Source organism: Nostoc sp. DedSLP04 (assembly GCF_034530775.1).
Lineage (GTDB): Bacteria > Cyanobacteriota > Cyanobacteriia > Cyanobacteriales > Nostocaceae > Nostoc.
Map to the genome: position 1 here is coordinate 17757 of NZ_JAVRCL010000012.1, position 13635 is coordinate 31391.

The window sequence follows — 13635 nt, forward strand, 5'->3', positions numbered from 1 at the left end:
AACATACTTCTCTATCTTATATCCCTAAGCTCTTGTACTAATAATCTATATATGGGACATAAAAAGTCTCTAAGTTTATGAGGTCGGAGATTAGGTATTTTATAAAGTCTTAAAAAACATGTGACTAATAGATAGCTGTAAAGAGAGACTAACGCCAAAATCTACACTGAGATCGAAGGTGCATTGGCTCCGACTTTATTCAGTTTTAGTCGGCTTTGAAATTTTCTTATGTAACTCTCTTCTCTACAAGAGGCTGCCGCAACATCACGTTACGCCTAGCTTGCTTCCCTGTAAGGGTGCAATTTTCAAATTTTAATTTTGAATTGTTAATCTGGGTATCCTAAGAAAGACAAGGTTAAATGATATAGATGAAGGAACAAAATTTATAACTTATCTATGAGTAGAGAAAAAACTATAATTTCTACTACAAAAACTGATTGAATAATTAGCCAACTCATTCTATAAAAAGAAGAGTGCTGAGTGCGGTCAATCATGAAGGTAAAAGCTCGTTTACACCCTTATACCAATTTTGCGATGCTTGCGGTAAATGCTCGCCTACGCAGATGGTGAGAACTTTGATTGAGCAAGTTTTCCCATAAGTGCAGCCTGAAATTCTGGACTTATAGGAGCAGTCTTTTTCAGACTAAGACATAAATATTAATTATATGAGAAATTTGAGGAACAGCCATGCAAGGAAATGAGCGGGAAAAAATACGCCATCTGTTGGTCATCCAAGACCTAGAAGGGCGGCGAACTGTCCCTTTACGAGAGACTACTTATTCTCTGGGGCGGCATCCTGCAAACACTATTGTCTTGGCTTCCCGCTCGGTATCAATGCAACATGCAATTTTATTGCGAGTCACTGTTCCAGAAACTGACCAATACGGCTTTCAGATTATTGATGGTAACTATAAGGGGAAAGGAAGCACTAATGGGTTATTTGTAAATGGCACTAAATGCTTTTCTCATAATCTTAGGCATGGAGATATCATCGCTTTTGGCAGTAATAAAGCTCAGGCTAAATATTATGCTATTTCCAACATTTCCGAACAAGCATTTTCTGAATCTTTTGATGTTGAAGACTTATCTGGTTTTTTATCAGAGCAAGCCAGTCCTGCCAATCCTTTTCAAACCTTAGCCATCGATCCCAGCTTTGAAGCAGCTAGTGAGTCTGCTCTAGCTCGCCTAGCATCCTTCCCTGAACTCATCCCCAATTCAATTATTGAGATGGATTTCGAGGGAAGAATTACGTATCTCAATCCAGCCGCAGCGATCAAGTTTCCCAATCTTAGGGAAGTTGGGACAGAACACCCAATTTTAACGGGACTGTTGATTGGAGCTAAAAATCTAGAAAACAATTCTTTTGTGCGCGAGGTGGAAGTAGGTACAGAAGTTTTTGAACAATCCGTACTTTATCTTCCAGAAAGTGATTTAATTAGAACTTTTATTATTAGAGATATTACAGAGCAAAAGCAAGCTACAGCCGAACTACGCCAGCGCGATCGCTTGCTACAAGCAGTTGCAGAAGCTGCCAATTATTTGCTAGGAGAAATGAATTACGAAACTGGTATCGATCTAGCTCTAGCTGTAGTGGGTGAAGCTGCCAAGGCAGATCGTGCCTATCTCTTTCAGAACCATCTACATCCTATTACAGAGGAAATGGCAGTCAGCCTACGCTTTGAATGGACACAATCTGGGATTGAATCTACCCTCCACGATTGGCAGAATCAGCTTTATCAAGCTCCTGAATTAGCCCGTTGGTACACAGTTCTCTCTAGCGGCCAGTCAATTAGCGGCATCACTCAAAAATTTCCTGTCGCCGAACAAGAATTTCTGATTCGAGATGGCATTAAATCCCTTCTCTTGGTACCTCTTCGCTTGGATAATCATTTCTGGGGGTATCTTGGCTTGGCAGACTGCACCTTTGAACGTCATTGGTCAAAGCATGAAGAATCTACTCTTTTGACCATGGCCGCCAGTATCATTGGGGCGCGGCAGCGTCAGCAAGTAGAAGAAAAGATTCGCCATCAAGCCCTCCATGACTTGCTGACAGGATTGCCAAATCGTCTACTATTTAACGAATTGCTCAGTAAAACTCTGCCCAACGCCACTCGAAATGGCGAAAGTTTAGCTGTGATTTTCCTCGATTTGGATCGCTTCAAGGTGATTAATGATACTCTGGGTCACACTCTGGGAGACCAATTGTTACAAAGCGTCTCTCAAAGATTAAAAAACTCACTCAGAGATGGAGACACTGTAGCCCGTTGGGGAGGCGATGAATTTACTATTTTACTTCCACGAATCAATGATATTGAAGAGGTAACTTTGGTGGCGCAGAGAATCTTACAAGCCTTAGAGGATGCTTTTCATCTCCAAGAGCATGAACTTTATGTAACTGCTAGCCTCGGTATTGCCTTACTCGATCGCAACAGCCCTGACACCGAAACACTAATCCAGCACGCAGATGCTGCTCTGTACTACGCCAAGGACAAAGGGCGGAATAACTATCAATTTTACAGTGTTTCTCTGAGTGCTAAAAATCCTGAACTCCTGACTTTAGAAAAGAGCTTGCGCTATGCCCTAGAACGCAATGAATTTAAGCTTTACTATCAGCCTCGTGTGAACATTGCCACAGGAGAAATTACTAGTATGGAGGCTCTGTTGCGTTGGCAGCACCCAGAGATGGGATTGGTCGCCCCCAGTGTATTCATTCCTCTGGTCGAAGAAAGTGGATTAATTGTCCCCATCGGCGAATGGACTCTACAGACGGCCTGTAGCCAAAATAAAGCATGGCAAGATGCTGGATTGCCACCGATTAAAATCGCTGTCAATCTTTCTCTGAAGCAGTTCCGTCAACCCAAATTGGTAGAGACTATAGCTAAGGTTTTAGAACAAACGGGTCTGGAGCCGCGCTTTTTAGAATTAGAAATTATGGAAACCACAGCGATTGAGGACTTGGGTTTTACCAGAAGAGTGTTAGAGGAGCTACAGCAGATGGGTGTTTATATCTCCATCGATGACTTTGGTACAGGTCATTCTTCGCTCTCGCGCCTACAGCTTTTGCCACTCCACAATCTGAAAATAGATAAATCTTTCATTCAATATTTGACGCAGGATGCCAAAGTAGCTCATATTATCCAGGCCATAGTTACCTTGGGACACAGTTTGGGATTAAAGTTAACAGCCGAAGGGGTAGAAAAGGAAGAGGAATTGGAGTTCTTGAAATCTATCAACTGCGAGGAGGTACAGGGCTTTTTATTCTACCGCCCACTTTCTGAACAGAAAGCAACAGAAATCCTCGAAAGTAAACGACCAACGAGCTAGTACAAGGGAAAAGTCTTTGTACCAGTGAGGATACAATAAAATTCATTATCTTGCTGCCGACCTTTTTCGTCCTATGCTACCAGTCATTTATTCCGACGAATTTTTAGATCACAAGACTGGAAAATACCATCCCGAAAAACCAGAACGTTTAAGTGCGATCGCAAATGCTTTAAAAGCAGCTACATTCGCAGATAAAATTACCTGGTATTCGCCTACACCAGCATCAGAACAACCATCACTGATGTCTTCGTTGGTTAAAGCACATAGCCCAGCCTACATCAAAAAACTGTGGCAAATCGCTTCTAGTGGTGGCGGCCCTTTGGATGGAGATACGCCAGTTTCCCCACGCAGTTATGATGTGGCATTGTTAGCAGTCAGTGGATGGTTGGATGGAGTTGAGGTTGTGTTAAAGTCGGCTAATCCAGCTTTTGTATTAGCGCGTCCCCCAGGACACCATGCTGAAAGTGATGCAGGGATGGGCTTTTGTCTATTTTCTAATGCCGCGATCGCCGCTTTATTTGCTCTAGAACAACCTGGAATTAACCGCGTCGCCATCCTTGATTGGGATGTACATCATGGTAATGGTACTCAGGCGATCGTTGAAACTGAAGCACGCATCGCCTATTGTTCTCTACATCAGTACCCATGCTATCCCGGTACGGGAAGATCGACAGAACGGGGTTTTCACAATAACGTATTAAATTTACCAGTACCCCCTGGTAGTGATATTGCAATATATCAGCCACTATTTGAAAAACAGGTAGTACCGTTTTTAGCCAACTTCCAGCCAGATTTACTAATTGTCAGTGCTGGTTACGATGCCAATGCAGAAGATCCTTTGGCAAGTATTAATTTACAGCCAGAAGACTATGCTTTATTTACTGATTATTGTTTGGGGCTAACTCGTAAAATTCTGTTTGGCTTAGAAGGTGGTTACGACTTTGATACTCTTTCTCAATCAGTTGTAGCGACGATTGAACGCTGTTTACTTTAAGCTTGTCTTGTTTATCCCATTTCACGAAATACCTGATATATACACCGACGATCGCAGTTAATAAAGGTAATAGCCTAAATTCTCTGCGAAGATTTGGGAACACTGAATACTGACGTGGTTATAGCTGACATACAGTTATGAAAATTTCTCACAAACTGGTTGCAAGCTTTGTTGGTGTTTCCTTATTCAAAATTGTAATTGATACGGTTGCGATCGCCGACAATGGTTGTGCGATACCTGAAACAGTGCGATCGCGCATTTTTAATCCTTTTTTCACCACGACACCTATCGGCAAAGGTACTGGTATGGGCTTATCCATCAGCTACAAAATAGTCATAGAAAAAAATCGTGGCAAGATATGGTGTGATTCCACACTAGGAGAGGGCACCAAATTTGTGATTGAAATACCAGTTCATCAACCTGAACCAATACCGAGTTGAGACTTCAGGGAAGCAGATGAAGAACCATTGATTATTGACCAATGCCCCATGCCCCATTCCCTTTTTTATAAACTTCATAGAATCTTCAGAAAGAAAAATTTTCAGCGGGGTTCTGAAAGAGCTAAAGTTTTGTTAAGATGCAATTGCTAGCAGTTTCTCAGCGAAATTCACCTATCGGGGTGTGGAGAAATAAAAAGCACAAGCAGCACAAATTCCCAAAGGTGAAGCAATGACCACCTATATTTTTTTCGACGAAGCTCTACAAATGCTGACCAACGCCTATTTGATCTCAGTAGTACTGTTAATGGCAGCTTCTGGTATAGGTCTGGCGGTAATTGAGACAATAGAAAAGACAGGAGAACGCTAAGTTTACGGATGGCAATGTAGTTCCTACCAAAAACCTTTGGATACGAGTGTTCGCCGTGAATAAATCCTGGGAACACTAAAGGATGAAAGTCTCAAGCGTCACAGTCTTACCTGTAAATCTACCAAACATACAGGTAACAGTAACGCTATTGGGACTCTAACCAAGGAGCTACTACAATGGGTCTATTCGACGCTGTGTTGGGTACAGATAGCCAAACCCAAGCAGCACTCAATCCAGCGGAAGCTTTTGCTGTCATTATATTGACGGCAACTGCTTCAGACGGTTATCTTTCTGTTGAGCAAACAAATTCTATCATTTCTGTGCTGTCTCGGATGAAACTTTTTAAAAGTTATCCCAATGAAATGATGAACAGGCTGTTTGACAAAATTTTGGGCATTCTCCAAGGCGATGACTTTAATGCTTTGTTTAATGCAGCCAAAGATTCTCTATCTCAAGAGTTGCGGGAAGCAGCCTTTGCAGTAGCTACCGATTTAGTCCTAGCTGAAGGTATTATACCTGAAGAAGAAAAAAACTTCTTAATTGATTTATATCAAGCTTTAGGGGTTTCGAGTGAGATAGCAATACAAATTGTGCAAGTAATCTTGATTAAAAATCGTGCATAGGGCGATCGAACATAACTTGTTATGCCCATTGTCCTTACTTGATTAAACTGTATAAGTAGCTTATAAATAAAGCGTGGCACGGAAGTTAAGCTTCTTTGCCACTATTTTTTGCTTTTATGATTTTGAACTTTAAATTATCAATTGCTTATGCGTTGTTCTGCCACCCTAACCCAACTGGTTGAAGTTATTTTGGCTCATTCTGTAAACTTATCTGAAACTGCTTTAACACAAGTAACTAGCGGTATCCAAACAGATAGCCGTACCTTGAAGCCGGGTGAAGTATTTGTCGCTTTGAGAGGTGATAAGTTTGATGGACATGAATTTGTGCCAACTGCGATCGCAAAGGGGGCAATAGCTGCAATCGTAGATTTTGAATACGAAAATCCTGGTTTTCCTGTACTACAAGTAAAAGATACTCTCAAGGCATATCAAACAATTGCTCGATGGTGGCGCGATCGCTTCAATATTCCTGTAATTGGTGTAACCGGTTCGGTGGGTAAAACTACAACCAAAGAATTGCTCGCCGCAGTTTTAGGAACAAAGGGACGAGTTCACAAAACTTATGGAAATTACAACAACGAAATTGGTGTTCCGAAAACTCTTTTAGAATTTGGCGCAGAACACGATTACGCCGTGATTGAAATGGCGATGCGCGGTAGAGGACAAATTGCCGAACTGACGCAAATAGCGCGGCCAACAATTGGAGTAATTACCAATGTGGGGACGGCGCATATTGAGTTACTCGGTTCCGAAGAAGCGATCGCTGAGGCAAAATGTGAGTTGTTAGTCGAAATGCCTGCTGATAGTGTGGCAATTCTCAACCACGACAATCCTTTATTAATGGCCACGGCGGCGAAATTTTGGCAGGGAGAAGTTTTGACTTACGGCTTTTCTGGTGGAGATATTCAAGGGCAGTTAATTGATAACGACCAGGTGGAAGTCGCAGGAATCCAACTACCTCTACCTTTGCCTGGTCGTCATAATGCCACTAATTTCTTGGCAGCTTTAGCGGTGGCAAAGGTGTTGGGGATCGATTGGGCATCCTTAAAAGCAGGTGTGATGGTAGATATGCCTACAGGGCGATCGCAGCGATTTACCTTACCCAACGATGTGGTAATCTTAGATGAAACTTATAATGCTGCACCAGAAGCTATGATTGCAGCATTGCAATTATTGGCAGATACACCCGGAAAACGGAAGATTGCCGTATTGGGTGCAATGAAAGAATTGGGAGAGCGATCGCAGCAGTTGCACCAGCGAGTGGGCGAAACAGTACGTAACTTGAATTTAGACGGTTTGTTGGTTTTGGTAGATGGACAAGATGCCGAAGCGATCGCTCTTAGTGCAGAGGGTGTTGCATCGGAGTGTTTTGCAACTCATGCCGAGTTGGTGGCTAGATTGAAGACATTTGTGCAAGCAGGCGATCGTTTATTGTTCAAAGCCGCCCATTCCGTGGGACTAGATCGGGTAGTCAGTCAGTTACGTGCAGAATTTCCCAAATGATACCACTAGAAACCAAACGTCTTATACTGCGAGACTTTGTAGAATCAGATTGGCAAGAGGTTCATCAATATGCTGCTGATGCTGAAGTTGTGCGTTACTTGACTTTTGGCCCGAATACTGAAGAAGATACCAAAAACTTTTTGCAAAAAGAGATTTCATTACAAGGCGAAAAACCCCGTCAGCATTTTGCCTTGGCAGTGACTTTAAAACCCCAAAAGCAATTAATTGGTATCTGTCGTATATCCGTTCGGGATACTGACAATCAAATAGGCTCTATTGGATACTCTTTTACTAAGGAATTTTGGGGGCAAGGATATGCAACTGAAGCTGTAAAAGCAGTTGTATCATTTGGTTTTCATGAGTTAGGCTTACATCGCATCTTTGCCACTTGTCACCCAGAAAACATTGCCTCAGCAAGAGTTATGCAAAAAATCGGAATGCAGCAGGAAGGGTATTTGCGAGAACACCATTGGATTAAGGGAGAATGGCGAGACTCTTGGCTATATGCCATCCTTGAGCATGAATGGAGAGGCGACAACATAATTCGTAATTGATAATGACGCTCGCAGACTCGCTACCGCTACGCTAACGTAATTCGTAATTTAACTTCATAATTACGAATTACGAATTAGTAATTATTCGATCGAATGATGATTGATTTGCTGAAAATATCATCCATAGATGTCTGATAGACTTCAGTTGGAAAGACTAGGGCTGTTGCTGTAGCGTCTTTGAAAAAGAATTGCTGCAAAATTAGTCACTAAGCAGGTGATTGCTAGCCACATCAAGATATAAGTAGGAGCCATCACCACACCAATCATGAACCAAGTATATACGTGCAGTATCATTACAGAAGCAAAAAAGCTAGCGATTCCAGCAGATTGCCACACTTGAGGCGATGGACGACGTAAGGCAACTAGGCTCATCGTTAAAATTGTGACAAGTAAGTTCGCTGGTACGAGAAATGTACAAATGCTTACGCAGTTGCCACGAGAGAACTCAGCTAAGGTGGTAAAATCGAGCATTAATTTCCTGGGATAGATGTTGGCTTTTTAAGAATTTAATTTATTTTAAAACAACGAAATTTACATTAACATAACAGTGAGTACTCACATTGCAAACATAACACAAACTAAACTTTTGAGTTGCGTTTTGATAGTACCAATAGTTAGTTAATTATAAAGATTTTGGATCGGTAGGGTGGAAAATACCCACCCTAGCCAGAATTAACCTGGTAAAATCACCGTATCGATAACGTGTACCACACCATTATCAGCTTCGATATCTGCTGCTAAAACTGTGGCATTTTTAACTTCAAAACCATCAGAAGAATGAATTTTAATGGGTGAACCTTCCACAGAATTAACCGTACCGAGTTGTGCCAAATCAGCCTCTAGCAGCTTTCCGGGAACGACATGATACTTTAAAATCCGTGTTAGCTGGGGAATATTCTGTAACAAAGTTTGGATAGTTCCCGGTGGTAACTTGGCAAAAGCATCGTCATTTGGTGCAAAAACAGTGAATGGGCCAGGACTTTTTAATGTTTCTACTAAACCAGCAGCTTGTACAGCCGCTACCAGTGTTTTAAACGACTCAGACGTAACTGCAATATCAACAATATCAGCCATATATCTTACCTAAATCTCTGCAAAAGATTTTAAAGGATAATAAACCTATTTTAAGTTTTATTAAACAAAATAAATTTAAAATCAGGTGTTGAATAAACTACACCTAGACGCGTACCCTCGCCAGACATCACCTTATGATGTTTCTAGGAAAATTCCGTTATCTAAAGAAATGTCCGATCGCACGTATGCCATTCTGGGAACTGGAGCATTAGGTGGGTTCTATGGTGCCAGACTGCAAAAAGCTGGGTTAAATGTCCACTTTTTGCTCAAGAGTGATTACGAACAGGTAAAGAAATATGGTTTAGTGGTAGAGTCCAAAGACGGTGACTTTACCCTTCCTGAAGTCCACGCCTACAACGACGTAGAAAAGATGCCACAATGCGACGTGGTGGTGGTGGCACTGAAGACGACGCAAAACCATTTACTACCAAAGATGTTGCCACCTGTAGTTAAAGATAATGGTGTGGTGTTGGTATTGCAAAATGGACTTGGTGTAGAAGAGGAAGTCGCTGAAATTGTTGGTAATGTAACTGTTATCGGTGGATTGTGCTTTTTATGTTCTAATAAAGTGGGACCAGGGCATATACACCATCTAGACTATGGGCAAATTAACTTTAGTGAATATACTCCTAATTATCAGTCTAGTGGGATAACTCAGAGGATGCAGCAAATTGCTGATGACTTTGAAAGCGCTGGTATCCCAATTGAATTAGCCGAAGATTTACTCCTAGCACGTTGGAAAAAGCTGGTGTGGAATATCCCATACAATGGGCTTTCTGTGATTCTCAACGCTAGAACTGATGAATTAATGGCGTATGAGTACACCCGCGAGTTAGTTGAACAGTTGATGTATGAAGTAGCAACGGGGGCAAAAAGTTATGGGCGGACGATTGGCGATCGCTTCATTCAAACAATGCTCGATTATACTGTCAAAATGACACCTTACCGCCCCAGTATGAAAATTGACTACGACGAACATCGTCCTTTGGAGATAGAAGCAATTTTCGGCAACCCATTACGAAAAGCCCAAGCAGTAGGTGTAGATTTAGTGCAGATTAGCTGTTTATACCACCAGTTAAAGTTTTTAGATGCGAACAGCAGGGAACTTTGAAGGTTAAGTTTTGAGTTTAAGAAATTTTTTATCTTAAATTCTACTTTGAAAGTGTCAGACTTAGATAATTTCTGCTTTCAAAATTAATCGAAGTATTGCGGGTAATATTTTAATCTTCTTTCACACTAAAAATTAAGATTTTCGGATATTACTTGCAACAGATATTCCATAAAGTTATAATCACAACAAGAAAAACCTGCGCTTAAAGTTTTACTTACAAGCGCAGGCTCTGTTTATACAAACTTGAGTCTCTTTTATTATGAATCTAAGAGCGTATCTTGAGCCATCGCTGTTTTTGTTGCGGTCTTTGGTCTCTTTTGCGTATTTTTTGGAGCGTACCTTGCGCTACAAAAAATTAAGCAAAAAATTCCGTTCGAGAATCGTCACAACAGCTTCTGTCCTAAACTTTTTTTGTTGTTTGGTCAATCTGATTCAATTTGTGATTTCACTTAACAATTAATTAATCAAACAAAATTCAAATTATCGGTCAAGCTCAAAATGAACTTGGCTTTTTTTATTCTATTATTATGAGAGTACTGATGTCAGTAGGATAAAGTAGGTTTACTACTTGGTATGAAAAAGTATGTTTTAGTAGTATTTAAAGCAAGGAAAAATACTTTTAAGGGTGTTAGACTAGGATAGATAAGGTTTATTGCATAGTGAATGGGTTCGGAAGAAGCTTTAGAGTTCATAGATAACTTGGTTTATCTTAAAACGGGAGAACACTTAGATAAAACTCAAAGAATTATCTTCCGTCATTTGTGGGAAGATGAAAGGCAGACTTACCAGGATATTGCCAACAGGCGCGGTTATACAGAAGCGCATTTAAAATCAGTTGGCGCACAACTTTGGCATCTACTATCAAAAGTCCTAGGAGTGAAAGTCTCTAAATCAAGCTTTCAAGGGATAGTTCAGGGATTTAGAACAAGCCAACAGTCGCAAAAAATCCTCCATATTGCCAATTTAGCGACTAATGGTACTAGACCCCAAGATTTAGATTCTAACTTTGTAGGGCGCGATCGCCAAATAGCCGAACTTCACACCCTCGTTAGTCAGGGAGCAAAAGTTATCCTCATCCAGGGTGAAGGTGGTGTTGGCAAAACCACATTAGCACGCAAATATTTTAAAAGTCAAAAATTTAATTTTGTCCTGGAACTGTGGATGGCTACAGAAATCCAAAACCTCACGCCAGTGGAAAGTGTGGTTGAAGAATGGCTGCGGCGATACTTTAACGAAGAACCAGGAGGTGACTTTGGTATCAGCTTAGAACGACTACGGCGCAAACTCCGAGAGCAAGCTTCTAAAATTGGGGTATTTATCGATAATCTAGAAACTGCTCTCGATAAAAATGGCAAGTTTTTAGAATATCGTCGTCCTTATGTTGAGTTATTGAGAGTATTAGCAGATTCAGATGTGCATTCAGTTACTTTAGTAACAAGTCGTGAGCGTTTGCGGGAGTCTAGTGTAGAAGTTCATCTTTATCCACTCGAAGGTTTAGATGATGAAGCATGGCGACAGTTTTTCAGCCGTCACCATATCAATTGTGATTCTACTATTCTCAGTGAAATGTGTAGAGCTTATGGAGGTAATGCCAAAGCAATGCAAATTCTCCGAGGAGCAATCTTGACAGATTTTTCTGGTGATATACACGCCTATTGGCAGGAAAACTGTACATATTTATTAATAGAAAGAGAGTTAAAAGATTTAGTTGCCAGTCAATTTACGCGACTCCAAACGAATGATTTAGAAGCCTATTGCCTCTTGTGTCGCTTAGGATGCTATCGTTATCAAGATATTACTTCAGTGCCTATTGAAGGAGTTTTATCTTTGCTTTGGGATGTACCAGAACAACGACGTAGACGGGTAATTAAAGCTCTGCAAGATTTGTCTTTAATAGAAGCAAAAAAAGGACAATATTGGCTGCATCCGGTAATTCGTGATGAAGCAATTAGCCGATTAAGGTTAGTCAATGAAGAATGGGAATTAGTAAATCGAAAAGCCGCAGAATTTTGGACGCGAAGAGTTGCAGACATCACAAATATCACAGATGCTTTGACTGCTTTAGAAGCTTATTATCACTATGTAGAAATTAATGATTTTGAGCAAGCTGGTGATGTAATTTTACAAGGACGAGGTAAACAGTGGAGTATAGGTTTGCCTTTGGGTTGCTCATTTTACCAACTGGGACTACTCCAGAAAAACATCTCTGTCATTAAACGGATAATAGACGATATAAAATCGCAAGAAAGATTAATTAAACTTTACAATATCCTTGGCTATACATATCGAATTATCGGTTGCGTTAGAGAAGCTATAGAATGCTATGAAAAATCAGGAGAAATATTAGACGAGTTAGATGTCAAGCAAACAAAAATATCTATTTTGTTTAATATAGGACTTTGCAAGCTTCAATTATGGGAAATAGAAGCAGCCGAAGATTGTTTTAATGGTGTTTGTAGCCTTGCTGAACAAAATAGCAATCTTGATGATTACATGGCATACGCTCAATGCTGTTTGGCTTTGATAAAATCATCCTATGGTAGTAATGAAGATGCTTTTTATTTTGCTGAACAAGGCCTTACTGCTATGTCATTGTCAAGTAGAGTGACTTTATGGGGAATGGGGCATAGTTTAGTAACTCTCTGCATAACTTATATAAATTTAGGTAATCTAAAAAAAGCCTTTAAGTTCTGCCAACAAGCTATATTTCATGCTGAAGAAAACAATTTTACCCAGATTAAAGCTAAAGCTATAAGTTGTCTGGCGGAGATTTTTCGAGAACAGAGGGAATTTACTATAGCAATTTTTCATCATTCAAAAGCAATAGAAACTCTTGATAAAATCGGTGCTAAATCAGACTTAGCTGAAGCTTATTATCAGTTGGCATTGACTCATAAAAAAATGGGTGAAATTGAGCAAAGTAGGGAAAGTTTTGTCCAAGCGATCGCCCTCTTTAACGAAATGCAAGCACCCAGACAAGTTGAGAAAGTACAAACAGCAATGAAGTATTTTGAAAAATAGTAATAGTATTTGATTTTAACTGACGATTTTCCGGCTAATAGCCTCTCCAATCTCCATTAGTATCTCTTCCTCTTCGGCAGTAAATTCGTAGGGAACCGGCTTTGCAATGCCCAAAGTACCATGCAATTGACCATTCAGCATCAGTGGCACTGCCATAGAACCTTTTACCTTCGTTTCTTTTGCTGAGGGTCTAACCACTCCTGATTCGTCGGTTTGCAGGTTGCAAATCTGTACGGGTCGCTTGCGTTCGGCGGCGACACCAGCCATCCCTTTGCCAGTGGGAATTATCGTCATTTTAGGCAAAAGCAATTCTGGAATGCCTTGGTAAGCCTTTAGGTGTAATAACTGGCTGTCTTTATCTAGGGTATGGATGGTAGCTGTAGAGCAATCGAAAGCAGTCAAGATTTCGGTAAGCAGTCGGTTCCAGTCGATGGTAGACCTTTTATCAGTCAAGATAGCAAAAATGGTTTTGGTATCTGAAATCATAGTCGCAGAAAATAAAGTTTGATTGTAAACGCGAAAAATAATTAGGAAATTCATTTAGTAAAATCAATGTACCCTTTCTACATTCCGTAAAAAGTCAAGGTAATTCATGGAGCGATCGCACCTGGAGAGGTCTGTTGT

At 40.6% G+C, this 13635-nt stretch carries 12 protein-coding genes; 9 read left to right on the forward strand and 3 right to left on the reverse strand.

Annotation, left to right across the window (positions count from 1 at the left end):
- Positions 1-687: 687 nt before the first annotated feature.
- The 7 genes from RMX89_RS09475 to RMX89_RS09505 all read left to right on the forward strand — a co-directional run bounded on the left by RMX89_RS09475 (position 688) and on the right by RMX89_RS09505 (position 7805).
- Positions 688-3324 (forward strand): EAL domain-containing protein, encoded by a 2637-nt coding sequence (locus RMX89_RS09475; RefSeq protein WP_322688747.1) that lies wholly within the window; start codon positions 688-690, stop codon positions 3322-3324.
- Positions 3325-3397: 73 nt separating this feature from the next.
- Positions 3398-4318 (forward strand): histone deacetylase, encoded by a 921-nt coding sequence (locus tag RMX89_RS09480; protein ID WP_322688748.1) that lies wholly within the window; start codon positions 3398-3400, stop codon positions 4316-4318.
- A gap of 137 nt (positions 4319-4455) precedes the next feature.
- Positions 4456-4758, forward strand: a complete 303-nt coding sequence (locus RMX89_RS09485) for a HAMP domain-containing sensor histidine kinase (RefSeq protein WP_322674709.1) — start codon at positions 4456-4458, stop codon at positions 4756-4758.
- A gap of 229 nt (positions 4759-4987) precedes the next feature.
- On the forward strand, positions 4988-5125 hold the full coding sequence (locus RMX89_RS09490) for a hypothetical protein (protein WP_180277588.1): 138 nt from the start codon (positions 4988-4990) through the stop codon (positions 5123-5125).
- A gap of 176 nt (positions 5126-5301) precedes the next feature.
- Entirely contained in the window at positions 5302-5748 is a 447-nt protein-coding gene (locus tag RMX89_RS09495; RefSeq protein WP_322674708.1) for a tellurite resistance TerB family protein, read from the forward strand.
- A gap of 147 nt (positions 5749-5895) precedes the next feature.
- Positions 5896-7251 carry a UDP-N-acetylmuramoyl-tripeptide--D-alanyl-D-alanine ligase gene (locus RMX89_RS09500; RefSeq protein ID WP_322688749.1) on the forward strand — a complete coding sequence of 452 codons (1356 nt, stop codon included), beginning with the start codon at positions 5896-5898 and terminating at the stop codon, positions 7249-7251.
- Positions 7248-7805 (forward strand): GNAT family N-acetyltransferase, encoded by a 558-nt coding sequence (locus RMX89_RS09505; RefSeq protein ID WP_322688750.1) that lies wholly within the window; start codon positions 7248-7250, stop codon positions 7803-7805. The genes RMX89_RS09500 and RMX89_RS09505 overlap by 4 nt, the downstream gene beginning before the upstream one ends.
- Positions 7806-7946: 141 nt before the next feature.
- Here RMX89_RS09505 and RMX89_RS09510 read toward each other — a convergent pair whose 3' ends face one another.
- Entirely contained in the window at positions 7947-8276 is a 330-nt protein-coding gene (locus tag RMX89_RS09510; protein ID WP_322674705.1) for a hypothetical protein, read from the reverse strand.
- Positions 8277-8477: 201 nt separating this feature from the next.
- On the reverse strand, positions 8478-8879 hold the full coding sequence (locus RMX89_RS09515) for a fasciclin domain-containing protein (protein ID WP_322674704.1): 402 nt from the start codon (positions 8877-8879) through the stop codon (positions 8478-8480).
- Between the two features lie 169 nt (positions 8880-9048).
- Here RMX89_RS09515 and RMX89_RS09520 point away from each other — a divergent pair, with 169 nt between their 5' ends.
- Both RMX89_RS09520 and RMX89_RS09525 read left to right on the forward strand, forming a co-directional pair.
- Complete coding sequence (locus RMX89_RS09520) at positions 9049-9990, forward strand: putative 2-dehydropantoate 2-reductase (protein ID WP_322688820.1); 942 nt, start codon at positions 9049-9051, stop codon at positions 9988-9990.
- A 663-nt stretch (positions 9991-10653) separates the two neighbouring features.
- Positions 10654-13011 carry a tetratricopeptide repeat protein gene (locus RMX89_RS09525; RefSeq protein ID WP_322688751.1) on the forward strand — a complete coding sequence of 786 codons (2358 nt, stop codon included), beginning with the start codon at positions 10654-10656 and terminating at the stop codon, positions 13009-13011.
- A gap of 15 nt (positions 13012-13026) precedes the next feature.
- Here RMX89_RS09525 and RMX89_RS09530 read toward each other — a convergent pair whose 3' ends face one another.
- Positions 13027-13497 (reverse strand): GAF domain-containing protein, encoded by a 471-nt coding sequence (locus tag RMX89_RS09530; protein WP_322688752.1) that lies wholly within the window; start codon positions 13495-13497, stop codon positions 13027-13029.
- Positions 13498-13635: the final 138 nt, after the last annotated feature.